General features: G+C 71.9%; 31 protein-coding genes. 18 read left to right on the top strand and 13 right to left on the bottom strand.

The window, feature by feature from the left end:
* Positions 1-137: 137 nt before the first annotated feature.
* From ALMP_RS19005 to ALMP_RS18940, 14 genes are all read left to right on the top strand, one after another.
* Positions 138-377 carry a helix-turn-helix transcriptional regulator gene (locus ALMP_RS19005; protein ID WP_264929761.1) on the top strand — a complete coding sequence of 80 codons (240 nt, stop codon included), beginning with the start codon at positions 138-140 and terminating at the stop codon, positions 375-377.
* On the top strand, positions 377-556 hold the full coding sequence (locus ALMP_RS19000) for a hypothetical protein (RefSeq protein ID WP_264929760.1): 180 nt from the start codon (positions 377-379) through the stop codon (positions 554-556). The genes ALMP_RS19005 and ALMP_RS19000 overlap by 1 nt, the downstream gene beginning before the upstream one ends.
* Before the next feature lie 79 nt (positions 557-635).
* A complete protein-coding gene (locus tag ALMP_RS18995; RefSeq protein WP_264929759.1) occupies positions 636-932 on the top strand; it encodes a hypothetical protein in 297 nt (98 codons plus the stop codon).
* A complete protein-coding gene (locus ALMP_RS18990) occupies positions 929-1,120 on the top strand; it encodes a hypothetical protein (protein ID WP_264929756.1) in 192 nt (63 codons plus the stop codon). The genes ALMP_RS18995 and ALMP_RS18990 overlap by 4 nt, the downstream gene beginning before the upstream one ends.
* Before the next feature lie 145 nt (positions 1,121-1,265).
* On the top strand, positions 1,266-2,165 hold the full coding sequence (locus ALMP_RS18985) for a bifunctional DNA primase/polymerase (RefSeq protein ID WP_264929754.1): 900 nt from the start codon (positions 1,266-1,268) through the stop codon (positions 2,163-2,165).
* A complete protein-coding gene (locus tag ALMP_RS18980) occupies positions 2,162-3,514 on the top strand; it encodes a hypothetical protein (protein ID WP_264929752.1) in 1,353 nt (450 codons plus the stop codon). Before ALMP_RS18985 ends, ALMP_RS18980 begins: the two co-directional genes overlap by 4 nt.
* A gap of 279 nt (positions 3,515-3,793) precedes the next feature.
* Positions 3,794-3,985: a hypothetical protein gene (locus tag ALMP_RS18975; RefSeq protein WP_264929751.1), complete on the top strand. Its 192-nt coding sequence runs from the start codon at positions 3,794-3,796 to the stop codon at positions 3,983-3,985.
* A 13-nt stretch (positions 3,986-3,998) separates the two neighbouring features.
* Positions 3,999-4,229, top strand: a complete 231-nt coding sequence (locus ALMP_RS18970; RefSeq protein ID WP_264929750.1) for a hypothetical protein — start codon at positions 3,999-4,001, stop codon at positions 4,227-4,229.
* 43 nt (positions 4,230-4,272) lie between these two features.
* Entirely contained in the window at positions 4,273-4,647 is a 375-nt protein-coding gene (locus ALMP_RS18965; protein WP_264929748.1) for a hypothetical protein, read from the top strand.
* A 156-nt stretch (positions 4,648-4,803) separates the two neighbouring features.
* The gene (locus tag ALMP_RS18960; protein WP_264929745.1) at positions 4,804-5,415 is read left to right on the top strand and encodes a hypothetical protein; all 612 of its coding nucleotides are present in this window, start codon (positions 4,804-4,806) and stop codon (positions 5,413-5,415) included.
* A complete protein-coding gene (locus ALMP_RS18955; protein WP_264929743.1) occupies positions 5,408-5,782 on the top strand; it encodes a hypothetical protein in 375 nt (124 codons plus the stop codon). The genes ALMP_RS18960 and ALMP_RS18955 overlap by 8 nt, the downstream gene beginning before the upstream one ends.
* Positions 5,783-5,961: 179 nt before the next feature.
* Positions 5,962-6,858 carry a hypothetical protein gene (locus tag ALMP_RS18950; protein WP_264929741.1) on the top strand — a complete coding sequence of 299 codons (897 nt, stop codon included), beginning with the start codon at positions 5,962-5,964 and terminating at the stop codon, positions 6,856-6,858.
* A gap of 198 nt (positions 6,859-7,056) precedes the next feature.
* A complete protein-coding gene (locus ALMP_RS18945; RefSeq protein ID WP_264929740.1) occupies positions 7,057-7,323 on the top strand; it encodes a hypothetical protein in 267 nt (88 codons plus the stop codon).
* A 330-nt stretch (positions 7,324-7,653) separates the two neighbouring features.
* Complete coding sequence (locus ALMP_RS18940) at positions 7,654-10,053, top strand: hypothetical protein (RefSeq protein WP_264929739.1); 2,400 nt, start codon at positions 7,654-7,656, stop codon at positions 10,051-10,053.
* Here the strand turns inward: ALMP_RS18940 and ALMP_RS44405 are convergent.
* From ALMP_RS44405 to ALMP_RS18930, 3 genes are all read right to left on the bottom strand, one after another.
* Positions 9,950-10,273: a helix-turn-helix domain-containing protein gene (locus ALMP_RS44405; protein WP_375803502.1), complete on the bottom strand. Its 324-nt coding sequence runs from the start codon at positions 10,271-10,273 to the stop codon at positions 9,950-9,952. The two genes, ALMP_RS18940 and ALMP_RS44405, sit on opposite strands and share 104 nt — an antisense overlap.
* Positions 10,274-10,355: 82 nt before the next feature.
* Positions 10,356-10,664 carry a hypothetical protein gene (locus ALMP_RS18935; protein WP_264929737.1) on the bottom strand — a complete coding sequence of 103 codons (309 nt, stop codon included), beginning with the start codon at positions 10,662-10,664 and terminating at the stop codon, positions 10,356-10,358.
* The gene (locus tag ALMP_RS18930) at positions 10,661-10,849 is read right to left on the bottom strand and encodes a hypothetical protein (protein ID WP_264929735.1); all 189 of its coding nucleotides are present in this window, start codon (positions 10,847-10,849) and stop codon (positions 10,661-10,663) included. The genes ALMP_RS18935 and ALMP_RS18930 overlap by 4 nt, the downstream gene beginning before the upstream one ends.
* A 166-nt stretch (positions 10,850-11,015) precedes the next feature.
* Here ALMP_RS18930 and ALMP_RS18925 point away from each other — a divergent pair, with 166 nt between their 5' ends.
* Complete coding sequence (locus ALMP_RS18925) at positions 11,016-11,252, top strand: winged helix-turn-helix domain-containing protein (RefSeq protein ID WP_264929733.1); 237 nt, start codon at positions 11,016-11,018, stop codon at positions 11,250-11,252.
* A gap of 121 nt (positions 11,253-11,373) precedes the next feature.
* On the opposite strand, the gene ALMP_RS18920 is transcribed toward ALMP_RS18925, so the two are convergent.
* From ALMP_RS18920 to ALMP_RS18875, 10 genes are all read right to left on the bottom strand, one after another.
* Entirely contained in the window at positions 11,374-13,572 is a 2,199-nt protein-coding gene (locus ALMP_RS18920; protein WP_264929731.1) for an FtsK/SpoIIIE domain-containing protein, read from the bottom strand.
* An 86-nt stretch (positions 13,573-13,658) separates the two neighbouring features.
* Entirely contained in the window at positions 13,659-13,835 is a 177-nt protein-coding gene (locus tag ALMP_RS18915) for a DUF6257 family protein (protein ID WP_264929729.1), read from the bottom strand.
* A gap of 2 nt (positions 13,836-13,837) precedes the next feature.
* Entirely contained in the window at positions 13,838-14,158 is a 321-nt protein-coding gene (locus ALMP_RS18910; RefSeq protein WP_264929727.1) for a hypothetical protein, read from the bottom strand.
* Positions 14,159-14,270: 112 nt separating this feature from the next.
* On the bottom strand, positions 14,271-15,215 hold the full coding sequence (locus ALMP_RS18905; RefSeq protein ID WP_264929725.1) for a hypothetical protein: 945 nt from the start codon (positions 15,213-15,215) through the stop codon (positions 14,271-14,273).
* Positions 15,212-15,397 (bottom strand): hypothetical protein, encoded by a 186-nt coding sequence (locus ALMP_RS18900; RefSeq protein WP_264929724.1) that lies wholly within the window; start codon positions 15,395-15,397, stop codon positions 15,212-15,214. Before ALMP_RS18900 ends, ALMP_RS18905 begins: the two co-directional genes overlap by 4 nt.
* A gap of 11 nt (positions 15,398-15,408) precedes the next feature.
* Positions 15,409-15,855 (bottom strand): Pycsar system effector family protein, encoded by a 447-nt coding sequence (locus ALMP_RS18895; RefSeq protein WP_264929722.1) that lies wholly within the window; start codon positions 15,853-15,855, stop codon positions 15,409-15,411.
* The gene (locus ALMP_RS18890) at positions 15,852-16,226 is read right to left on the bottom strand and encodes a DUF6907 domain-containing protein (protein WP_264929720.1); all 375 of its coding nucleotides are present in this window, start codon (positions 16,224-16,226) and stop codon (positions 15,852-15,854) included. Before ALMP_RS18890 ends, ALMP_RS18895 begins: the two co-directional genes overlap by 4 nt.
* Positions 16,223-16,750 carry a hypothetical protein gene (locus ALMP_RS18885; RefSeq protein WP_264929718.1) on the bottom strand — a complete coding sequence of 176 codons (528 nt, stop codon included), beginning with the start codon at positions 16,748-16,750 and terminating at the stop codon, positions 16,223-16,225. Before ALMP_RS18885 ends, ALMP_RS18890 begins: the two co-directional genes overlap by 4 nt.
* Complete coding sequence (locus tag ALMP_RS18880; RefSeq protein WP_264929716.1) at positions 16,747-17,295, bottom strand: hypothetical protein; 549 nt, start codon at positions 17,293-17,295, stop codon at positions 16,747-16,749. Before ALMP_RS18880 ends, ALMP_RS18885 begins: the two co-directional genes overlap by 4 nt.
* Entirely contained in the window at positions 17,295-17,678 is a 384-nt protein-coding gene (locus ALMP_RS18875) for a hypothetical protein (RefSeq protein WP_264929714.1), read from the bottom strand. The genes ALMP_RS18880 and ALMP_RS18875 overlap by 1 nt, the downstream gene beginning before the upstream one ends.
* Positions 17,679-17,825: 147 nt before the next feature.
* On the opposite strand from ALMP_RS18875, the gene ALMP_RS18870 reads away from it, so the two are divergent.
* The 3 genes from ALMP_RS18870 (at position 17,826) to ALMP_RS18860 (ending at position 22,509) form a co-directional block, all read left to right on the top strand.
* Positions 17,826-20,609 (top strand): ComEC/Rec2 family competence protein, encoded by a 2,784-nt coding sequence (locus tag ALMP_RS18870; protein WP_264929712.1) that lies wholly within the window; start codon positions 17,826-17,828, stop codon positions 20,607-20,609.
* Between the two features lie 4 nt (positions 20,610-20,613).
* Positions 20,614-21,435 carry an arylamine N-acetyltransferase gene (locus tag ALMP_RS18865; protein WP_264929711.1) on the top strand — a complete coding sequence of 274 codons (822 nt, stop codon included), beginning with the start codon at positions 20,614-20,616 and terminating at the stop codon, positions 21,433-21,435.
* Positions 21,436-21,627: 192 nt separating this feature from the next.
* Positions 21,628-22,509, top strand: coding sequence for a YceI family protein (locus ALMP_RS18860; protein WP_264929709.1), 882 nt, complete (start codon positions 21,628-21,630; stop codon positions 22,507-22,509).
* Positions 22,510-22,554 lie beyond the last annotated feature (45 nt).

Here is a 22,554-nt window from a genome sequence, read left to right as displayed (position 1 = left end):
AAATGTCGCACCGCACGCTACAGCAGGTCAACAGCAACAGCGCAGAAAACGCGCGGATGACCGTATCCGATCTATCGAAGTGAGCGGATCGCGCGACCCTCGTAGACGAACTGATCGGATGACGCTAGCCTGTCTACATGCAGTCCACGGTGGCGGATGAAATCCGCTCTCGCCTGCGCGTTCACCGCGACTTGCCCACCCCGGCCCAGCGCCGGGCGCTTCGGGAAGCGGCCGAACTGTCGCAGCAGGAACTCGCTGACGTCGTCGGCGTCAGCAAACAGGCAGTGAGCCACTGGGAGGCCGGCATCCGCACCCCCCGCGGTCCCCTCCTCTACCGGTACGCCGAAGCGCTGCGCGCCCTCCAGGAGGCCGTCTGATGGCCACGCCGACCGACGCCCCGACGCAGCAGATCACGCTGTCCGACCTCTACGCCGACCGCGGCCTGTCCGAGGCGCAGGCCAGGCGCATCGTCGCCCTGCTCGGCCTCGCCCAGCCCCGGCGCGGCCCGCTGGACGCCGAAGGCCCCCAGCCGACTACCGATCGGCTGGGGGCCTGACGCCCATCCATGACGAAGCCCCGGTCCAGCCGGCAAGCGAACCCGGGGCGACGTCTTCTCGACTCAAGTAGGAGGACGCATGTCCCAGCGTACGGGCGCACCGCCCGACCAGACCACACCGGCCCGGCTCGACTGGTCGCGCGCCATCGTCGGCGACCCCGCCCCTTGCGTCGTATGCGGACGCCCGGCCCTGTTGCGGCACCCCGAGACCGGCCGACCGCACCACAAGGTATGCAGCGAGCCCGCCACGCCGGCCGCCACGGTGGAGGAGACCGAGATCCTGTCGTGCCGCTTCTGCGGTGAGCCGGCCAGCATGCCCGGCCCGGAGGGTAAGCCGGAGCACTGGTCGTGCCGCAGGAAGGCGGCCGACCGGTGAACGGCAAGGATCTCCGCGACTTGCTCGACAAGGCCCGCTCCCAGGGCTTCACCGTGCGTCTCTGCGGGAGCGGCCACTACGTAGTGGCCGGCCGTCGCGGAGTCGTGTCGGTGTCGAAGACGCCGGGCGGCGCCCGGGCGGTGGCGAACACGCGGGCCGCGCTCCGTCGGATCGGAGTCGACCTGTGAAGCGCCGCCGCAGCCGTCTGCGCTGCACCAGAACTTTCGGCCTCACGGCCAGCGAACTCCGTGCCGAGATGCGGCGCTTGACCTCCCGTGGCTGGCAGCTGTGGGAGATCGCGCGCACCTTCGGCTGCAACTGCAAGGACATTGCGTGACCGACAGCATCGTCATCCCCCGGAGCCTCCCGGAGGCCGCGCTCACCTATGCGGCCCTCGGCATCCGGGTGTTCCGCGTCCGCCGCAGCAAGGCGCCGTACGCCAACTGCCCACGCTGCGACCGGGAGAGTTCCATCTACGTCCAGCACCGCCCCGAGGAATGCCAGTGCGGCGTGCCCACCTGCCACGGCTTCTACAGCGCCACCACTGACCCGGACCTGATCCGCAAATGGTGGCGTGAGGAACCGGACGCCAACATCGGTGCGCCGTGCAAGCTGAACGGCTGGGCCGTCGTCGACATCGATCCGCGCAACGGTGGTCACAAGTCGCTGTGCGCCGTCGAGGAGAAGGTGGGCCCGCTGCCTGGCGCGCTCATGCAGATCACGGGCGGCGACGGCTTGCACATCCTGTATCAGAGCCCTGGGGTGTCGCTGCCCGGTACCCCGTTCCCGGGGATCGACTTCAAGCACAACGGCTACATCCTGCTCGCCCCGTCCGTGCACAAGTCGGGCGGCCGGTACCAGTGGTCGGGTGACGGCCGATTCCGACACCCGACAGTGGCGTGGCCGTCTGTCCTCGTGCCGCGCCCCCGCCCGAGGCCGGCGTTGCGTGCCGTCCCGACCGTCACCACTGAGGACGGAACGCGGGACTTCATGGCCGAGCTGGTGCAGCTCGTCATGGACGCCGCGCCCCATAGCTGGCACGGCCGGAACAACTCGCTCTATGTCGCAGCGTGCAAGGCGCACGCCCTAGCGCAGAGCGGGCTACTGGACCTGATCGATGCGGAGTTTGCGCTTCTCTCCGCGGCGGACGCCGTCGGGCTGTCTCGCTCCGAGGCGGAGGCCACGTTTCACAGTGCGTCCATGCGTCCTCGGCGCGGTGGGGGTGCAGCGTGACGACCGAGCTTGAGCAGGCCATGGGCGACTTCTTCGACGACGGGCAGGAGGAGAACGCTGCACCCCTCATTGGGAAGCTTCCCGCGTCGTTCTACGACCAGCGGGACGTGTTGAAGAAAATCCGGCAGTACGCGCACGCCATGTGCTGCTCAGCCGATGTCGTGCTGTATGCCACCATGGCGCGGCTCGCCGGGATGATCGACCACAACGTCAAGGTCGACACAGGCGTGAAGAAGCCCGCTTCTCTCAACCTGTTCGTCGGCATCATCGACGGCTCAGGCAGCAGTAAGAGCACGTCCAACGAGGCGTCTGAGGATCTCCTCGAAGCGCCCGACCCCGATCACCGCGATTTCCTCGACGGCATTCCGATCGGCTCGGGCGAGGGCGTCGCCGAGGCGATGATGGGCGAGGTCGAGACGGAGGACTTCAACCAGCTCGACAAGAAGAACCAGCCGAAGACCGTCAAGGTGCGGAAGCAGGTCCGACACAACCTGTACTTCTACGTCGACGAGGGCGAAACGCTCATCCGCATCGCCGGCCGGGACGGCGCCTCACTATGGCCCTCGATCCGGTCGGCGTGGCAGGCCGGGACGCTCGGGCAGACCAACGCCACCGCCGAGCGTCGCAGGTTCATCAAGCGCGGCACGTACGCCATGGGACTGGTCGCCGGCTTCCAGCCTCCCAACGCTCTGGTCGTCCTCCGCGACAACATCACCGGCACGGCGCAGCGGTTCGTGTGGTGCCTCGCTACCGACCCCGATATCCCCATGGAACCAGTGCCCGCGCCGGACATCGACTTCGGGCATCCGCAGAACCTCCAGGCCGTCACCATGACGATGCCGGACGAGGTGAAGCGGAAGATCCGCACTGAACTGGTGCTGCGCAACGCGGGTCGGCTGGCCGTCGATCCGCTCGACGTCCACGCCAACCTTGCGAAGGCCAAACTCGCCGCCCTGCTGGCGCTCCTCGACGGAGCCCGTACCGGCGTCACGGTGCAGGACTGGGAGTTGGCTGAGGAGATGTGGGCGGTGTCCTGCCAGTTGCGGACGGTCATCATCCAGCGTGCATCGCGGGAAGAGGCCGCGGCAGCTCAGGCGAAGCGTGAGGAGCGCGTACAGGACGCCGTGCAGGCGCACACCGCCGTGGCCCGTGCTGACGCACGGCTGGAGGTACGGGCCCGCTGGTGCGTGAAGAAGATCCGCGAGGGCGTGCGCCGTGAGCAGTTGCTGAAGAAGGCGAGCAGCACGTGGCGCAACGAGGTTCCCGCAGGCTTCGAGCTTGCAGTGGCTCGCGGATGGCTGGTCGAGGACGACGACGGTCATGTGGAGGTGACCCCGAGTGCGCCGTGACGTTCTGTCCGTTTCGTGCTGCTGCTGGACCGGTGGACCGGGTGGACCTCGGTGGACCGGTGGCGTGTGTGACGGATGGGTGATCGCTTCGGTCGGGCGAGTAGAGAGCCGCCGAGGGGGTGTAGCTGCTCTGATCTGCGAAAACGCATGTAGTTGAAAACTAAACTAGTAACCCCACTTTCGCACATGAGGCTGAGCGGACCGAGCGCATGCGCGGGTCCACCGGAAACGGTCCACCGATCCACCAAGAGACATAAGGCACATAACGACAGGAGTCCCATGAGCGTCATCCCGCCCGAACTCGACGGCGCCGTCATCCCCGGCGGCTGCGACACCTGCAACGCCGAGCAGCACATGACCCAGCTCGAGCCGGGCCTGTGGTCCATCGGTATCGCGCACGACGACTGGTGCCCCACCTGGCGCCAGATCCAAGCGCAGCGCGCCGCCGTTCCCGGCACCTTCCGCCCCTGAACGGAGACCGCCCATGGCATCCCATGTGGAGCAGCAGGTGCAGGCTCGTATCGCGGCGGCGCGGGCCCGGGTCCAGGCCGCGAAGCAGCGGCGTGACGAACTGTCGGCCGCCCGCCGGCGTGGTCTCGCAGCGCGGCATGCGAACAAGCTGCGCCGCCAGGCCGAGCAGCGGGCCGACGAGGACGACGTCGACGACGGCCAGGACGACGAGCCCGTGTCTGCCATGCCAGACACCGACCACTGACTTCCGGCCGCAGACCGCGGTCGGCCAACCGAAGGAAAACCACGTGACCAAACGGACCCTCGTCCACGGGGCGGGGAACGAGATGGCCGACGACATCCGCGACCACGGGTACGCGATCCTGCAGACCCGAGTGGAGCGAGTCTCACGTCTACGCAGGGGCATCCTCTGCCAGGACCCGGACGGCTGCACCCAGCCAGCGACCCTCGCGACCTTCGCCGTGGAGGACGTCGTCATCGAGGACGACTCAACCGGCTTCGTCCTGGCGAAGCACGCCAGCGGGATCCCGATGGGCGTCGTGTCCTGCGACGAACACCGCATCGCAGCCAGCCACGAGCTGTACTACGCGCTGACGGAACGACTACGCCCGGACGGTATCCGTGCATTCGACGCGCCCGGCCAGCACCTGACCTGGTACTGACGCCTGACCCGCACGCAGAGCGGCCGCCCCGCGGGTACCGGGGCGGCCACCCCCAGGATTCCACGGGCCCGGCTGTCTCCGGACGGTCGGGCCCTTCTGCCTGCTCCGGAACCGGTACGGCCGCGCAGAGCACAAGCTTTCACTAGGAGGTGACCCATGCCTGATCGGCTCGACGAGCGGGATCACGAGATCTGGGCGCGGTACGTCGGCGGCTGGACGCAGGCCCGGCTCGCCGCGACGTACGGCGTCAGTCAGCAGCGCATCAGCCAGGTTCTTGCCGAGGTGCGGGAGAGCGTCGGGGACGACGCGCGTACGGATGCGGCGCTGCTCGCGAGGGAGCGGACGGACGCCCTGTTGGCGGCGGTGTGGCCGGCGGCGATGGAGGGTGATACGCGGGCGGTGACGGCGGCGTTGAAGGTGTTGGAGCGGCAGGCGAAGGCGTTGGGTACGGACGCGGTGGAGCCGATCGCGGTGACGTTTGAGCGGCATCTCGACGACCAGGGGCACATCGTGGTGGACGCGTTGACCGCGGCGCTTGAGGTGCTGCAGCTCGACGAGGGGCAGCGGCAGTTGGCGGTGCGGGCGGCTCAGGCTCGGTTGCTGGGTGAGCCGTTGCCGGAGCCGCTGGTGCCGGTGGTCGACGAGGGCCAGGCGGCGCAGGCCGCGATGGAGAAGCGGTTGCGTGAGCTGACGGCGGACGAGCCTGGCGTGGATGTGGATGCGCTGCTCGCCGAGGTCGACGAGGAGGAGGGTCGTAGGGATGGCTGACGAGGTTGAGGCGCGTCTGGATCGGATGCGGCGGGCGATGGTGAAGATGCGGCGTGAGGGCAGGCAGGCCGAGTTCGATGCGCTCGTGGTCGCGTACGAGGCGCTGAAGGCCGAGCACGTCGAGCGGGTGCACGAGGAGCGGCGGCAGGCTGCGCGGGCGCGTAGGGCGCCGCAGCGGGCTGTGGAGGAGCCGGTGCGGGCGGAGCTGTGGCGGTTGCCCAGGGGTTTCGCGTCTCCGTTGGCGGCGGAGCGGGCGCGGTCGGGTTGGCGGCCGCGGGAGGAGCCGGTGGTGCCGGCGGGCGCGTTGTCGCCGTGGCGGCGGGGTGGGTCGCCGATGGGTGAGCGGATTTGGCGGCCGGGCCGGTAGGCGTGTGGTGGCCCGCCCCGTTGACACCACGAAGGAGGGGCGGGCCGTTGTGACGCGGTCCCGGGACGGTGCCTGCGAACCGGCCCGGGACGGCATCAGGGTCACGGTAGCCCCGTTTCCGGTACCCGCTTTCCGGCACCGGAATGATCTTTCCGGGAGGGTGCCTACCGTCCCCGGACATGAGCATCCTCAGCGCCGTTCAGGCTGGCCGCTACCTCGGTGTCACCGAGAAGACCGTACGCAACTGGATCAACCGGGGTGAGCTGGAAGTGCTCAGCGTCGACCCCGTCCGTCTCGACTCCCGGCACGTTCACGAGGTGCTCAAGGCTCGGCAGGCGGCGGCTCTGGCTGATCTGGCGGGGCGCATGCAGGATCCGGTGCGTCTGGCCCGGGAGACGCGCCGTGTGCTGCATCCGAGGGACCTCGGCGCCAACCTTCCGCAAGACCGTGCGGAGGCGGAGCGGCGGCGCCTGTCGCTGGTGTCGGACGTGGCGCGGCTGCTGTTCGGGAACGCGGCGTTGACGGCGGCGTGTTCGGGGGACGGGTGCCGGTGGTGCAGGGCGCAGGATTTCGCGAAGGTGCTGGGCGGCTGGGCGCCGACGCAGTTCTCCGAGGGGTTCCGGGCGCTGTTCGACCAGGAGCCGTGCGAGAAGTGCGGACCGGGCTTGTACGGGCCTGTGCTCGCTGCTCTCGCCGCGCGGGTGCATCCGGGCGGGGAGCGTCCGTCTGCGGCGTCTGTGGGGCCGTCTGCGGCCGAACGGCAGGCTGCTCGGGAGTGGGCCGGGCGGCGGGCGCCGGTGGTCGCGGCGAGGCCCGTGAAGGACAAGGACGACGACGGTAAGGCGCTGGTCGCTCGTCGGCTGCGTGAGGTGCGGGGTCAGTTGAAGGTGGCGAAGCGGGAGGGTGACCAGCGGCGTGCGATCCGGTTGCAGCAGACGTTGCGGGCGCTGACGGCGGATGCGGCCGTGGTCGACGGGCGGGCGGCTGCGGCCAGGCCGGGACGGCTCGCATGCGGTCACCTGCTTGCGGCCGGCTGTGGGTGTCCGCGTCGGGCGTCGGCTCGGGGCCGGCAGTGAGCGGCGCGACCGTGCTGCCGGTGGTGGAGGCGACGCGGCGGCCGCCGCGTACGTTCATCGATCCGCCGATGTGGTGTCTGCGTTGCCCGTACTGCCATCGCAGGCATGTGCACGCGGCTGGCCCGGAGGTGGGGGAGATCGTGTTGCCCTCTCGGCGCGGTGGCGGGACCCGCTTCTACCGTGTGAGGGAGGTGTCGGGTGGGCGATCGTGAGGAGATCCTCGACGAGGGCGCTCTCCGGCTGGAGGCCGCGATCCTCGCGGCGCAGCAACTGTCCGGGACCGATCAGGTGTGGGCGGCGGTGCTGGAGGTGGAGCGGATCCGCGTCGAGGTCGAAGCGGCCACGGGCGTCAGCCTGGTTGAGCCTGCGCCGTCGCGCGTGTTGGAGACGGCGCTGGAGGGTGCGGGCCGTGTGACGGCTGAGCAGGCTATGAAGCATCTGGAGTCCGCAACCCCGCCGGAATGATCTTGGCGGTTTCGTCGGCACCGTCGGTCTATGAGTACTCCTGCCGGTGACGGCCAGGTCGGCGACGCAACGATCAACGTCAACGCCAACACCGATCCGGCGTTGCGCGCCCTCAACCAGTTCTCCCGGGATGCGCAGGGCCGGATTCGGGACGTGCGGGGCCGGTTCGTCGCCGAGGGCGCGGCGATCAACCGCAGTCTCACGAACGCGGCCGGGGGCGGTGACCGGCTCGGTCTGTCTCTGCGGGCCCTGTCCGGTGTGGCCGGGTCGCTGGGCGCGGTCGGCGCCCGTCTTGCCGGTGTCGCTGCCCAGCTCGGCGCCGCAGCCCCCGTGGCGGCCGGCCTGGTCGCGGGTCTGGCCAACATCGCGCCGGCGGCTGGTGTGGCCGCTACCGGGATCATCGCCGTCGGTACGGCCGTAGCAGCGGTGAAGATCGGCATGGCCGGTGTGGGCGACGCGGTCGCGGCGGCGTTCGATCCGTCCGACCCGGAGAAGTACGCCGAGGCGCTGAAGAAGCTCTCCCCGAATGCGCGCGCGTTCGTCGAGCGGCTCCGCTCGATGCAGCCCGCGTTCCAGTCGCTGCGTACGCAGGTGCAGGACAGCCTCTTCGAGAAGCTCGACACCACCTTCAAGCGGACAGCGGCGGCGACGATGCCGCAGCTGTCGGCGGCAGTGCGGGACTCGGCCGGCACGCTGAACTTGATGGCCCGGGGTGTCCTCGACACCGCGACCGGGCTCGGCCAGTCCGGTGCGCTCGGGCAGGCTCTCGGGGGTGCGACGCGCGGCCTGAAGGGGCTGACGGCGCTCCCCGGGGTGCTGGTGCAGGGCCTGGTGCAGATCGGGGCGGCGGCCGCGCCGACGTTCGAGCGGCTCGGGAAGTCCGCGCAGGGGCCGATCCAGCGCCTGTCCGAGAGCCTTACGCGGGCGTTCGAGTCCGGGGCGATGCAGCAGGCGATCGAGACCGCTGTGGGGCTGCTGAAGGACTTGGGCACCATCGCGGGGAACATCGGCTCCGTCATCGGCTCGGTGTTCTCCGCGGCGCAGGTGTCCGGCGGCGGCTTCATCGGCACGCTGAAGGAGATCACCGGGGCGCTGAAGACAGCGTTCGCCTCACCGCAGGTGCAGTCCGGGTTGCAGGCCCTGTTCCAGACCATGGCGACCCTCGCCCAGACCGCGGCCCCGCTGCTGGGCCAGGCGCTCGGCGCTGTCGCCCCCGTCCTGACCGCGCTCGGCCCTCCGGTGCAGCGGCTGATCGGCAGCCTGGGGGACGCCCTCTCGCCGATCATCGCCGCTCTCGGCCCGGTTCTCGCGGCGGCCGCCGACGCGGTCGGTGTCCTGATCGACGCTCTCTCGCCGCTGCTGCCGGTCGTCGGCAACCTCATCGCGTCGCTGCTGCCGCCGCTGGTGCCGCTCCTCACGGCCATCGGAGACGTGTTCGCGCAGGCCGGACCGGTGGTGAAACTCCTCGGGCAGGCTTTGAGCACAGCCTTGGCGCCCATCCTGGCGCAGCTCCCCGCCCTGATCACCCCGCTGGCGACGCACCTGTCGGCCATGGCCCGCACGGTGTTCCCGATGCTGGCCCGGCTCATCGTCACGCTGACCCCGTCGCTCGCGCAGATGGGTGCGGCGTTCGGACAGGTGCTGGCGGCGGCCGGCCCGCTGCTGACGGCGATGAGTCAGCTCACTATCGGGATCGTCTCCGGCCTCATGCCGATCATCACGCCGCTGATCGGGCTGGTGGGCAAGCTGGCGGCGATGTTCGCCGGGCATCTGTCCCGGGTTCTCACCTCGGTGGTGGTGCCTGCGATCAGCGCGCTCACGTCCCTGTTGCGGGGTGACTTCTCCGGGGCGTGGGAGGGCGCCAAACGCGTCGTGTCCGGTGCGATCAGCACCATGAACACCTTGTTCGGGCAGCTCCCGGGAAAGGCCTTTGCCGCGTTGGGGGGCCTGGCGGGGAAGCTGAAGCAGCGGGCGGTCGAGGCCGGTTCGGCTCTTGTGTCCACGATCTCAACGAAGATCGGCGAGGCGGTGTCGTGGATTCGCGGTCTGCCGGGGCGTGCGGCCGCCGCCCTGCTGAGTCTGGGCGGGAAGCTTTCGGAGCGAGCGCGGGGCGCCGGCGCGTCGATGGTGACGGCGATCCGCGACAAGATCGGCGACGCCGTGAGCGCGGTGTCCGGTCTGCCGGGGCGCGCGGCGTCGGCTCTCGGGGACCTGGGCGGCAGGCTGTACAGCTCGGGGCGGGCTCTGATCGCGGGGTTCGTCGACGGCATCTTCAGCAAGATCGGTGACGTGGTCTCCGCGGTGAGCAGCGTGGTCAGCAAGGCCCGCGGCCTCTTCCCGGGGTCGCCCGCGAAGGAGGGCCCGTTCTCGGGACGCGGATGGGTGCTGTACTCGGGGCGGGCGATCGGCGAGTCCCTGGCGGAAGGCATGGCGCAGCGGACGGCACTGGTGGAGCGGGCAGCGGCCATGGTGGCGCAGGCCGCGCAGGATGCGGTGGCGGTGCCGATGACGGCGCGCCCGGTGCCGGCGGGGGTGTCTGGGGGGAATGTGGGTGCGGCCCTCGGTGTGGGGGCGGTCCGCACCAGCAGCGCCCCGACGACGGTGGTGAACAACTACAACATCACCTTCACGAACCGGGGGGCCATCGGGTCGAAGTTCGAGTTGCAGACCTGGCTTGTGTCGATGATGGACGACTTGCGCTTGCAGGGGCGCCTGCCGAGGACGGGCTGATACGGGCGGCGGTCCACCAGTCCGGGGTCCAGCCGGAGCGCCGTCCCGTCCGGCTGCGGTCGCGTACGGCGGCGCCCTCGGCTTCGAGCTGCCGCAGCGCGCGACTGGCTTGTGTCGGGGTGGTGTCGACGGCGGCGGCGATGTGGGCGACGGTCATCGGCTCGGTGGCCGTGGCCAGGAGTCGGCGGCAGCATTCGCGGACGGTGTCGCAGAAGTCCATGCCGAAGATGTTGCCCTGTATGGACCTGTACGCAAGCCCGTCCGCCCTCGACGGGGGTGAGGACGGGCCGAAGGAGCGGCGGCTACTGGCCCTCCCGGGAGAAGGCGTGGAGCGCGCGGGCGTCGGGGCAGTAGTCGTGGTGGGTGCATCGGGCGCACGACTGGATGTGGATGCCGTACACCCGGGCAGCCTCGCGGGCGGCGCACGGCCGGCAGGCCCGCGGCTCCCACCGCTTCAGGGCGCCGTCGACGACGCTGAGACGCGGCCCCAGGTCCATGACGGCGGTGCCCCCGCACCAGACGCAGCAGGCGCCGTCGATCCGTTTGCGGGCGAGGCTGCGCGCGTTCGGCATGGGCAGCATCCCGACCGCGTCGACGAACCCCGCGTTCACGGCTGGTCGCCGATCGGGACCAGGTCGTACGCCTGGCGGCACGAGACGCAGGCGAACAGGCGGGCGCCGCTGGAGTCGCGGACCGGCCGCGCGGTGTTGCTGTAGGCCTCGTGCCAGGCACACCAGCCGATGACGGTGCGTTCGGGGATGGCCGGTTGCTGCTCCGGCTGCGTACGCTGCGGCATGTCGACGGCTCCTCGGGCTGTCGTCCATGCCTCCGGACCGATCCCGCGGTCGCGGAGGCTTCACTTTCCGTGGCCCACGGTAGGCAGCCTGTACACCCCTGTCTATGCCTAGGCATAGCTATGTGTCTCTATGCCCTGTTACGCCCGTATATCTACAGTCGGGCGGGTGATCGACTTTGACCCGACGAGACCGAAGTGGGAACAGATCGCCGACGTGCTGCGCACCCGCATCACCTCCGGCGAGTACCCGCCCCGCACCCTCATCAGCGAGGTGCGGATGGAGGCCGAGTTCGGCGTCGCCCGCGGCACCGTGCGCAAGGCCACGGCCGCACTGCGGGACGAGGGCCTGATCGTGACGACGCCGGGCATGGGCAGCTTCGTCGCGGACACCAGCGGAACGTGAACGCAGAAAGACCCCCGTCCGAACGCGCGGACGGGGGCCTCCTACGCCCCTCTACGGGCACTACTTCGCAGGTGGGGGCCCTCTACCGAGGTCACTACCGGGGTAGCGGGCCCCCTCTACATCAGGCGCCCTCCGGGCTCTGCTCGTCGGGGGTGTTCGTAGCGGGGTTCGTAGAGGGGGTGGCCTCTACCTGCCGCGCGGCGAGGAGGAGTTCGGCGGGCACGGCGGCCTCGAGGTCGGCCCTGCGGTATCCGGCGAGGTTCTTGCCGTCGACCTTCACCTGCTTCGTGGTGCGGTCGACGCCGGCGGCCTCCAGCTCGGCGGCCAGGCGCTCGGCGTCCCAGTCGCCGTAGCGGTCCTCGTCGACGTTCACGAGCCGGTCGAGGAGAACGACGGTGTGCATGCGGTCGGCGTGCCGCATCACGTCGAGGCAGTCCGACAGCACGGGCGCGATGGTGACGCCGGCCTGGTCTGCTGCCGCGCTGACGTCGCCGACGGCGTCCCCGGTGAGCTGGTTGTGCTTGACGCGCAGGGCACGGCCGCGCTGGCACAGCTCGGCGAACCCGGGCCCGTCGAGGAAGTCGGCCCGCACGGTCACGAAAGACGCCGGCCCGGTGACGAGGACGCCCGTACCACGGTGGTCCTCGGACAGCACGGAGGCGTCGGCGCCCTGGGCGGCCTTGCCCTTGCCGAGCACCATGTCTGAGCTGGTCTGGTCGACGACCTGCGTGCAGTATCTGAGGGTGATGATCTCCCGTAGCTTCGTCGGCACGGACTCGGCGTCGGGGCGCTGGGAGGCGAAGTTGGAGACGAACCCGGCGGCCGGCCCGCGCCGTGCGATGCGGCACAGGTCGTTGATGACCTGCTCACGGTCCTCGCGGTCCATGGCGGTGAAGTACTCCTGCAGTTCGTCGATGGTCACGAAGATGACCGGCAGGTTGTACTTCTCCACGATGGCCGGGGTCAGCTTGCCCTCGGGGCAGACGGAGACGGGCAGGCCGCGCAGCAGCACGAACCGGCGCTCCATCTCCGCCAGCAGCTCCTTCAGCATCGCCTTCAGCGCTTCGACGGCGTCGTCCTCGGCGCCCATCACCAGGCGGTGCGCGACGGCCTTCATCGGCATCCAGTCGGCGCCGCCCTTGCCGTCGGCGACGTAGTGCCTGACGAAAGGGTCGAGCAGGCCGGCCGCGGTCATCAGGCGCTGCGTGAACGTCTTGCCGCGGCGGGGCAGGCCGCCGAAGAACAGCGACTGCCACATCACGGGCACGGTGATGCGGTTGCCGCGGGCGTCCTGCCCGAACGGGATCGGGTCCCACACGGAGAACGTCTCCGCCTTGACCAGCGGCGACGGGTTCGGCGTGCCGAGGTAGGGGTCGTCGTCGGCGACCCACATCGACACCCGCCCGGCGTTGCCGCCGGCCGCCGCGCGGACGCGGGAGGCGATGACCTGGATCTCGTCGACTCCGAGCTCGGCGGCGATCGCCGTGCGCTTGGCGAGGACATCCGCCGCGGTCTTCCCGCCACCCTTGGGCAGGTCGAAGATGACCGACCAGCCGCGCCCGTCGCGTACCGGGCCCATGACGCAGGTGACGCGGGGGCCCTCGTCGTCGCCCTTGCCCTGCTTGAGCAGGCCTGCGGCGCGCAGCGCGTCGTTGAGCTGCTGGGCGGACATGTCGACGCGCAGGGGCGGCGTCGGGTTATCGAGCAGTTGCGCGTCGTCGCCGCGCCCGAGGTAGGCGAGCGGGACGGCTGCGGCGAGCATGCCGGCGGTCTGCAGCAGCGGCGGCGCCAGGTACCAGCCGACCGCACTGGCGGCGACGGCCGTGGCGGCGGCACCGAAGCGCCAGCGGCGGGCAAGGGTGCGTTCCCGGTGCAGCAGCGCGTACCGGACGGCGAGGTCGACGTCGTCGGGCTTGGCCTTCACCTGCGCGCGCAGGGCTTTCACCGCGGCGCTCTGGTCGTGCGCGGCCAGGGTCGGCCACAAGCCGCGCATCCCACGCCAGGCGCCCTTGAGGGCGAGCCAGGCGAGACGGAACGCGTACTTCGGCACCCTGAGCGTGTGGTAGCGGGCGTGCCACGCGCACAGTCGGCCGAGGGCCGCGGTGTTGGCCCTGAGGGATGCCGCGGAGCGGGCCCACGCGGGCAGGATCGGCACGTCCGGCACGGTCAGCCAGTCGGCGAGCGGGTTGTCCGGGCGGTCGACCGCCTCGACGACGTCGTCGTCGGCGACGTAGGCCGGCGGCTCGGGGGCGAACTTCAGCAGCGACACGGCCGGATCGGCGTGCCCGTTGACCACGGGCCGCGGCAAGGTGTCGGTCATGATGAGGTCTCCTGCCTCTTTCAGGGGTGTGGAGGCCCGGGGTGGCCGGTCTTCCCTGGCCGGTGGACGGCCGCCCCGGGGCGCGGCTACTTCTTGTGCTTGCGGCGGAGCGCCTGGCGCTCGATGCGCTCGATGCGCCGCCTCAGGTCGCTGGTGTCGACGTTGGGGCCGGCCGCGCCGCGCTTGGCCATACGGGCGACGAGGGCGGCGACGCGTACCTTCTCCCCGGCCGTGAAGTCGCTGAAGTTGAGGTCGTCGGCCATGGTCAGCGGCCCTTCTGGTAGTCGGCGAGCAGGTTCTTGAGGACGAGCAGGCAGACGGTCGCGCAGACAGCGCCGACCGCGACGGCGACCGCCAGGAGCGCGGCGGCCATGGCGAGGAATGTGAGGGCGATGGCGCCGCCGATACCGGCCGCGACGTACAGGCCCACGGGCCGCTGCACGGACCGCGGCGTCGGCGCCGGCGGCTGGGGCTGGGTGGCCTGTTGGGCGGCGAGGACGGCGGCGACGATCCGGACCATGTCGGTGTCGGTCTCGGCCGCGCGGACGGCGGCTTCCGCCTTCTGGAGCGGGTTCTCCTCGGTCACCTCGACCACCCCCTACGGGTCAGGTGCGGGCGGGCGAGGAGACCGGCGGCGAACGCCAGGGTGACCGGCTGGACGACCGCCGAGACGACCACGGCCGGGACGGTGAGCGGCTTCACGACGGGTCACCACCCTCGGCAAGTGCCTTCTCCCGGTCGTACAGGGCGTCGATCACGTCCCACCCGCCGGTCAGCCCGCGCGCCTTCATCCCGGCCCGCATCGCCTCCCGGAACTTCCGCTTCGAGGGCGGCGGATCGGTCGCGTACAGCTCGACGGCGAGCAGCGCGACCGCCCGGGAGTTGGCCTCCCTGGGCCCCTCCAGCGGGGGCGTGCCAGAACCGTGACCGCCGGGTGTGACCGTGAGCGGGAAACCCCCCGTGCCACCAGCGGAATCACCCTCTGGCACACCCCCCGCAAGGAGGGCTTCCAACTCGCGGTCCGAGACCAGGGCGGGAAGGTCGGTGTGCCAGTCCGGCACGGGGTGCTGGTCGACGATCTCGGCGTACGTCTCGTACGCGTCGTGGGCGGTGGTGATGGCTTCCGCTTCGGCCTCCCGGGAGGCCTTGATGATGCCGGCGGCGGCCACGGTCTCGTCAGCGCGTGCGGCGGCGACGGCCCGGGAGACGGCGATGCGGTCACGGGTGACGGCGCGGGTGCGGTCGATGGCGGCCTGCGCCCTCGGACTGATCCGGGTGCGGTCGCGGTCGATGGCCATGACCAACGTCATCTTGGCGAGGACGGGAACGATGGCGCCGACCGCCGCGGCGAGGGCATCCCCGGCGAGGACGCCGTGCACGGCGAGGACCGCGACGGTGAGGGGGAGGAACACCCACCCGACGACCTCGGGGAGCCGGGCGTTGGATCCCTGCCGGCGGTGGGCGGTCTCCATCGCGAGCCCGTACAGCCAGACGGCGTCGTAGAGGACGGCGACGGAGTACGCGAACGCGGGGTGCGCGGTGGCGGTGAGGATGCCGCCGATGGCGGCGACGGCCCACACGACGGCGATCACGGTCAGCAGGACCGGCAGCGCCCAGGTGCTGGCGTGCTTGAGCTTGTTCATGCTTCGCCCACCTCCGTGGGGGCGGCGGCGCGTACGGCGAGGTGCGCGCAGAGGTTGACGCCGTGCTGGTCGCCCGCCCGGTGGGCGGTGACCATGTCGGCGAGGATCGTGTGGACCGGGGGGATGGGCCGGGCCGAGAGGGCCGCGGCGCGGATGGCGGCCGTCTCGGTCGGGCGCGCCACTACCGAGCGCTTCACAGGGCACCGCCCGCCGCGAGCAGGGCGGCAAGGACGAGCAGGGCGCCGCCGGCCATGGTGAGGTCGACCGCGCGGCGCAGGGCGGTGTACTTCACCATCGCGAGCCGGGACAGGCCGGCGACGTCGGCCGCGAGGTCCCTGCCGGTCAGGGTGGTGGTGATCTCCTCGGGGGTGAGGGTGGCCCACAGGGGGAAGCCGTGGCGGCCGTGCAGGTTGGGGCGCACCGACCGCAGCAGCAGTCCGGCCGCCGCGACCAGCAGCGCGATACCGGTGCCGCCGGCGAGGTAGGCGGGGAGGTTCAGGGGGAGGCCGCGGGCGACGGTCCAGGTTCCGGCGAGGACGGCGCCGACGAACGCCAGGAGGAGTCCGGTTTTGGTGTCGGTCCGGGTGATCTCGGCTTTCACCTCGGCGTGCGCGGTGGACAGTTGCTCGGTGGTGGTCACTGGCCCTCGCTGTCGTGGAGTTGGGTGAGCTGGTCGGCGAGTTCGCGGAGCCGGTCGGCGTGCGCGTCGAAGGAGGCGGCCAGGTCGTACAGGCCGGTGGCGTCGAGGGTGTGGGCGTAGCTGCCCTGCTCGACGTACACGCCGAGGGCGCGGGCCTGCGGGCTGCTGGCGTAGGGGGCCTGGGCGAGGAATGCGGTCCACAGCAGTTCGCCGTCGTGGGTGAGGCGGTGCTCGTGTCCCTTGTGGTCGAGGTCGATGCGCTGGCTGTCGGTCCGGTGGTCGGTGTGGCCGGCGCACCAGCCGGGCTCGGGCAGGGTGACCGGCCCGTAGTCCTCGGTGTCGAGGGTGACCATGGGCTGTTCGCTGCTCACGGGCGCTCACCCCGCTCCATCCAGCAGAAGGGGCGGAGGCTGCCCGCGACCTTGAAGGTGCGGATGGCAGCGCCGGCCGGGGCGTCGGGGAGGGCGTAGACGCGTCCTCCGTCGAGGGAGGCGAGGAGCCGGGCGCCGTGGTGCTCACACCCGTCGGCGCCGCCGTTGTCGCGGTCGAGGATGGTGACGACGACCGGACCGCCGCACGGGGTGGGGTCCTCGGGGTGCGCGGCCGGGCAGCGCTGGTCACCGCCAGGGGTCCGCACCATTGCGGACCCTTCCGGCTCGGCGTCGAGGGCGCGGAGCACGAGGCGGAGGGCCTCGGAGATGGCGCCGTATCCCTCCGGGTAGGAGAAGCCGTTCCGGCTGGAGTCGCCGTAGTCGGCGAGCAGCGTACGGGCGACCCGGACCGCGGTCTCCAGCTCGCTGTTGCAGGCGGCGAGCGCGGCGATGCTGGGAGAGGCCGGGGGCACGGCGCCCACCCCGGCGAGGGTGGGCGCCTGCTCGGCCTTACGGGAGGTCACGCGCCGTCCCGGCGCTGCGCGATGATCCGGTCGGCGATGGCGTCGGCCTCGTCGAGCATGCGCCGGATCTCGGCCGTCTTCTCACGCACCTCGGACGGGTCGTAGTCCTCGCTGCCCATGCCGGAGATGCAGATCTTGGGCGGTGCCGCGCCCTCCTCGTCGGAGAACTGGATGAACCCGATGTCGAGCATGCGCTCGCCGCGCTTGTCGGTGACGAAGTTGCGGTGGTTGTGGTGGTCGTAGTGGCCGGGCTCGGTCTCGACGCAGAGGCCGGGCCAGACGGGGCACTCGTAGGCGTCGCCCTGCCGCGCCTTGCACAGTCGGGCGGTGATGTCGGCGGCGATCGAGGCGGCGATGGTGGGGTTGTAGCGGTGGGGGATCGCCTGCTGCATTGCGGTGTCGACGGCGTCGGGCACTGCGGCGATGAGCTTGTCGAAGTCGAGGGTGTCGAGGGCTTCGGCGTGCTCGGCGGCGATGTCGGCCGGGTGCGGGGTGGCCAGGAGACCGAAGCGGTTGCCGGTGGTACGGCGGCGGGAGTTCGACATCACGCGGCCACCCCCGCCAGCAGCTCGAAGCGGGCGGCGACGACGCGGTCCTTGGGCCGGTAGGTGGCCAGGCGGGCGGCGAAGGTGCGGGCGGTGAACAGCTTCACCTGCACGCGGCGGGTGACGCGGGCCTTCAGCTTGATCTTCGTCTCGCGGACGTCGTCGGCGACCAGGCCCCGGGAGAAGGCGCCGGCGAAGCGGCGGGCGGTGGCGTCGTCGAGGCCGGCCGCGACGAGGCGGGTACGGACGGGCTGCGGGGTGCCGGTGGCGACGGCGCGAACGGCGCGCCGGGTGGCGCGGGTTTCGGCCGTACGACGGCGGAGGGTGGCGCGAAGGGCACGGCGCTTGGCGCGGTGCTCGCGGCGGGTGGCAGCATGTGCCATAGCGGGTCTCCTGTTGGTAGCAGGTGTTCCGTCAGGCCCCGGCCGGTGTTGGTAGCACCGGTTCGGGGCCGCTTTGCATGCTTTGCTAGGTTGCCGGGTGCCTCTCGGCGAGCGGCGCTTCGCCGATCTGCGGAACCTGGTGCGGCCATGAGGGAGGAGACCAACGCCTCGTCGGCGTACCCGGGTTCCGGGGACCGCGCCGTCTCCGGCTCGCGTCCCCGGCAGGCCGTGCACCTCGCCTCCGGGAAACGGCTGGGATCGGCCCACCCGCGTCAGGAAGGGCCGGTGGACCTGCGGTTGGTACCGCCCGCCCTCGCGGCCTGGGCGACGGCGGCGCTGGCACTCGACGCGCCGCCGGAGCTGGTGACCTGCGTCGCCCTCGGCTGCGTACTCGCGGCCGGTGTTCTCCTGGGCGTGCGGCGGGGGCCGGTGCGGGGTGAGGGGGTGTCGGGAGGGGTGCTTGGTCGCGCGCGGGGTGAGCCGGAGGAACGGGCGCATGGGCGGGCGGGGGATGTGCCGGAGTCGGGAAGGACGCTCGGTCGGCTGCGAGGTGAGCGGGAGGTGGGGAGGACCGTCGGTCGGGCGCGAGGTGAGCCGGAGTCGGGAAGGAAGATCGGTCGGGCTCGGGTGGTTGTCGCCGCGGTGCTGCTGTGTGTGGCCGGGGCCGCCGCTTCGGCCGGGTTGCACGGGGCCGATCTGCGGCGGGGGCCCGTGCCGGGGTGGGCGCGGGAGTACGCCACGGTCACCGCGGAGGTGGAGATCACCTCCGACCCCCGGCGCTCCCGGCCCCGGGTGAAGGGCGACCACGTCACTGCGGACTCGGTGCTGATCGACGCGGAGGTCCGCCGGGTCGAGGCGACGACCGGGGCGGCGGTGGCGACACGGGCGCCGGTGCTGTTGGTCGTGGACGGCCGGGAGAGCGGCGGACCGGCCAGGTTCGCCCGCCGTCCGGCGGGGGAGACGTGGCTCGGGCTGCTGCCGTCCACGAGGGTGCGGGTGACCGGGCGGCTGGCCCCCGCGCTGACCGGCGGGGACCGGATCGCGGCCGTGCTGCGGGTACGGGAACGGCGGGCGGGTCCCGTGGTCCTGCGGGGGCCGTCGACGGCTCAGCGGGTGGCGGGCCGGCTGCGGGCGGGACTGCGGGCGGCCACCGACGGACTGCCGGCGGACGCGCGGGCGCTGCTGCCGGGGCTGGTCGTCGGGGACACCTCGCGGATCACACCGGAACTGGACGAGGCCTTCAAGGAGACGGACCTCGCGCACACGCTGGCCGTGTCGGGGAGCAACCTGACCATCATGCTCGCGCTGCTGCTCGGGCCGCCTGGCATGGCCCAGTTGGCGGAGCGGCGCGGGCTGGCGCCCCGCCTGGGCATTCCGCTGCGGCTGACCGCGCTGCTCGGCGGAGCGCTCACCCTCGGGTTCGTCGTGGTGTGCCGGCCCGACCCGAGTGTGCTGCGGGCGGCGGCCTGCGGGGCCGTGGTGCTGCTGGCTCTCGCGACCGGCCGTCGCAGATCCCTGATCCCTGCGCTGGCGACGGCGGTGCTGCTGCTGGTGCTGTACGACCCGTGGCTGGCCCGGAGTTACGGGTTCTTGCTGTCGGTGCTGGCGACGGGGGCGCTGTTGACGGTGGCGCCGCGGTGGAGCGCCGCGCTGCGCCGGCGCCGGGTTCCGCCGCGGCTGGCGGAGGCGCTGGCGGCGGCCGGGGCCGCGCAGGCCCTGTGCGCGCCGGTCGTGGCGGTGCTGTCGGCGCGGGTGAGCCTGGTGGCGGTGCCGTGCAACCTCCTCGTGGAGTTCGCGGTGGCGCCGGCCACGGTGCTGGGCTTCGCGGCGCTGGCCACGGCGCCCGTGGCGATGCCGGTGGCCAAGGCGCTGGCCTGGTGCGCGAGTTGGCCCGCCGAGTGGATCGCGGGTGTCGCGTGGACCGGCGCGGCGCTGCCCGGAGCGGGAGTGGACTGGCCGGGCGGTTGGGGCGGGGCACTGCTGCTCGCCCTCGTCATCGGCGGGCTGGTGCTGCTCGGTCGGCGGCTGGTGCGCCGTCCGTGGCTGTGCGGGGTCTGCGGGGCGCTGCTGCTGCTCGTGGTGGTGCAGCCGCCGCCGCTGACCCGGGTGATCACCGGCTGGCCGCCGCCGGGCTGGCGGCTCGCCATGTGCGACGTGGGACAGGGGGACGCGACGGTGCTCGCGGCGGGCGACGGCGCCGGTGTGGTGGTGGACGCGGGACCCGATCCGGCCCTCGCCGACCGATGCCTGCGCACCCTCGGCATCACCAGGATCCCGCTCGTCGTGCTGACCCACTTCCACGCCGATCATGTGGCGGGGCTGCCGGGAGTGCTGCGGGGGCGGGCGGTGGGCGCGATCGAGACGACGGGGTTCGAGGAACCCGCCGACCAGGTGGAGTTCGTACGGAAGGAGGCGCGGGCCCGGGAGGTTCCGCTGAGACGGGCCGTGCTGGGGGAGCGGCGGCGGCTCGGTGACCTCGACTGGGAGGTGCTGTGGCCTCCCCCGAGCTCTCGGACCCTCGCGGGCGGACCCACGCCGGCGGCGCGGGGGATGCCGGAACCCGAGGGGCCGAACGACGCGAGTGTGACGCTGCTCGTGCGGTCGGCCGGGTTGCGGATGCTGCTGCTGGGGGACCTGGAACCGCCGGCGCAGCGGGCGCTGGCACGGTCACCGGCGGCCGCGCTGCTCGATGGCGTGGACGTCCTGAAGGTGGCGCACCATGGCTCCGCCTACCAGGATCCGGACCTGCTCCGCGCGGTGGCGCCACGGGTGGCGCTGATCTCCTGCGGCGCGGACAACCCCTACGGCCACCCCGCGCCCGGCACGGTCGCGGCGCTGCGGGCCACCGGCGCGGTGGTGCTGCGCACGGACCGGGACGGGGCGCTGGCCGTGACGGGTGCGGGCAGGGGATTGCGCGTGGCGGGAGACTGAGGGCATGAACGCCGAACAGGTTGACGCCTACCTCCGCCGCCTGGGGGCCGAACGTCCCGCGCGGCCGACCGTCGACGCGCTGCACGACCTGCATCTGCGCCATCTGCGGAGCGTGCCGTTCGAGAACCTGTCGATCCATCTCGGCGAGGAGGTCGTGCTGGAGGAGAAGCGGCTGCTGGACAAGCTGGTGGGCGCGCACAGGGGAGGGTTCTGTTACGAGCTGAACGGGGCGTTCGGGGCGCTGCTCGGCGCCCTCGGGTTCGAGGTCACGCTGCTCGCGGCGCGGGTGTACACGGAGGAGGGGCGGCTCGGGATCCCGTACGACCATCTCGCGCTGCGGGTGCGGGCGGCGGACGGGAGCGAGTGGCTGGCGGACGTCGGGTTCGGGGTGCACAGCCACTTCCCGCTGAGGTTCGGGGAGCGAGGGGAGCAGACCGAGCCGGGTGGGGTGTTCCGGATCGCCGAGGCGGGGCCGGACCCGGCGGGCGCGCGAGGCGGGGCGGGCGGGGGCGTGGACCTGGACGTCGTCCGCAACGGCAAGCCCGAGTACCGGCTGGACCTGCGGCCACGGGTGCTCGAGGACTTCGTGGTCGGGGCGTGGTGGCAGTGCACCTCTCCCACCGCGCACTTCACCCGGTCGCTGGTCTGTTCGCGGATCACGGAGGACGGAGGGAGGGTCACGCTCAGCGAGCGGCGGCTCAAGGTGACCGCGCCGGACGGGGCGGTCGAGGAGTGGGAGCTGACGGACGACGAGGAGGTGCTCGCGGCGTACCGGGAGCGGTTCGGGATCGTGCTGGACCGGGTGCCGGAGGTGGTGCGGCGGTAGTCGGCGGTGGTCAGGAGCGGGCGAGGAACGGAAGGGGGAATTCCGGCTAGAGCGTCCACAGCGGCCACATGGTCCAGATCCGCCAGATCCGTTGGTTTCCCGTGATGTGCGCTCGTCTTGCCTCGAAAGCCGCATCGGTGATCGAATGCGTCTTCGGCAGCAGGTAGGTCGAGTCGCACAGGGGTGTCGTGGATGTTGGGCCGCTGGCTGGGAAGCCGTACGAACCGGGTGCAACGGACGAGCCCCCTCGCGGCGCTCCGGACTCCGGCGAACGCTGGGGTGCTGAGCTGCCGGGTGCTCGATCCGGTCAACGAGCCCGTGCCGCACGCGGAGTACGCGGTGAGCGACACGATGGGGCGCACGGTGGTGAGCGGCGGGACGGATCCGTTCGGGTCGTTCGTGACGACGGTCCCCGCGGGGGAGTACCGGCTGGCCGTGTCCGCCGAGGGCTACACGCCGTACCGGGCGACGGCGACGGTCGGGGAGAACACGCTGGCCTCGCTCGGTGACGTCACCCTCCAGGTGGCGCAGCCGCCCGAGCTGCCCGCGCCGGGGGACTGGGAGATCGAGCCGACGCACTCGTCGATCGCCTTCACCGCGCGACACATCGGGCTCGCCCGGATCCACGGTCGGTTCAACTCGTTCGCCGGGGTGGTGCGGATCGGGGAGCGGGTGGAGCAGACGGCGATGCACGTGGTGATCGACGCGTCGTCCATCGACACCAACGTCAGGATGCGGGACGACCATCTACGGTCCGCGGACTTCCTGGACGTGGCGCGGTTTCCGACGCTCGAGTTCTACAGCGAGCGGTTCGTGCACAAGGGCGGCAACCGGTGGGCCGTCACCGGGGCGCTGTCGCTGCACGGCGTGACGCGGACGGTCACCCTCGACACCGAGTACCTCGGGCTGGGCAACGGCATGGGCGGCGAGACGCGGGCGGCCTGCCGGGCGCGCACGGAGCTGCACCGGGACGACTTCACCGTGAGCTGGCAGACGATGCTGGCGCGGGGGATCGCCGTGGTGGGTCCGAGCATCCGGATCGACCTGGACGTGCAGATCGTGCCGAAGGGCTGACCGCCCTGCGGCAGCGCTGCCTCATCGCGTCTCAGCGCTGCCGCT

The organism is Streptomyces sp. A012304 (assembly GCF_026008495.1).
Classification (GTDB): domain Bacteria; phylum Actinomycetota; class Actinomycetes; order Streptomycetales; family Streptomycetaceae; genus Streptomyces.
The sequence above is the reverse complement of the archived record's forward strand: the minus strand, read 5'-3'. Positions and strand labels throughout refer to the sequence as shown.

Bases quoted from the DNA above. Each gene is read 5' to 3' on its own strand.
- ALMP_RS44405 (WP_375803502.1), bottom strand. From the start codon at position 10,273: ATGGACTTCTGCGACACCGTCCGCGAATGCTGCCGCCGACTCCTGGCC.
- ALMP_RS18915 (WP_264929729.1), bottom strand. From the start codon at position 13,835: ATGGCCGACGACCTCAACTTCAGCGACTTCACGGCCGGGGAGAAGGTA.
- ALMP_RS18860 (WP_264929709.1), top strand. From the start codon at position 21,628: ATGTTGGGCCGCTGGCTGGGAAGCCGTACGAACCGGGTGCAACGGACG.
- ALMP_RS18870 (WP_264929712.1), top strand. From the start codon at position 17,826: ATGAGGGAGGAGACCAACGCCTCGTCGGCGTACCCGGGTTCCGGGGAC.
- ALMP_RS18865 (WP_264929711.1), top strand. From the start codon at position 20,614: ATGAACGCCGAACAGGTTGACGCCTACCTCCGCCGCCTGGGGGCCGAA.
- ALMP_RS18960 (WP_264929745.1), top strand. From the start codon at position 4,804: ATGCCTGATCGGCTCGACGAGCGGGATCACGAGATCTGGGCGCGGTAC.
- ALMP_RS19000 (WP_264929760.1), top strand. From the start codon at position 377: ATGGCCACGCCGACCGACGCCCCGACGCAGCAGATCACGCTGTCCGAC.
- ALMP_RS18955 (WP_264929743.1), top strand. From the start codon at position 5,408: ATGGCTGACGAGGTTGAGGCGCGTCTGGATCGGATGCGGCGGGCGATG.
- ALMP_RS18905 (WP_264929725.1), bottom strand. From the start codon at position 15,215: ATGAACAAGCTCAAGCACGCCAGCACCTGGGCGCTGCCGGTCCTGCTG.
- ALMP_RS18950 (WP_264929741.1), top strand. From the start codon at position 5,962: ATGAGCATCCTCAGCGCCGTTCAGGCTGGCCGCTACCTCGGTGTCACC.
- ALMP_RS18970 (WP_264929750.1), top strand. From the start codon at position 3,999: ATGGCATCCCATGTGGAGCAGCAGGTGCAGGCTCGTATCGCGGCGGCG.
- ALMP_RS18975 (WP_264929751.1), top strand. From the start codon at position 3,794: ATGAGCGTCATCCCGCCCGAACTCGACGGCGCCGTCATCCCCGGCGGC.
- ALMP_RS19005 (WP_264929761.1), top strand. From the start codon at position 138: ATGCAGTCCACGGTGGCGGATGAAATCCGCTCTCGCCTGCGCGTTCAC.
- ALMP_RS18880 (WP_264929716.1), bottom strand. From the start codon at position 17,295: ATGTCGAACTCCCGCCGCCGTACCACCGGCAACCGCTTCGGTCTCCTG.
- ALMP_RS18930 (WP_264929735.1), bottom strand. From the start codon at position 10,849: ATGCCGCAGCGTACGCAGCCGGAGCAGCAACCGGCCATCCCCGAACGC.
- ALMP_RS18995 (WP_264929759.1), top strand. From the start codon at position 636: ATGTCCCAGCGTACGGGCGCACCGCCCGACCAGACCACACCGGCCCGG.
- ALMP_RS18920 (WP_264929731.1), bottom strand. From the start codon at position 13,572: ATGACCGACACCTTGCCGCGGCCCGTGGTCAACGGGCACGCCGATCCG.
- ALMP_RS18875 (WP_264929714.1), bottom strand. From the start codon at position 17,678: ATGGCACATGCTGCCACCCGCCGCGAGCACCGCGCCAAGCGCCGTGCC.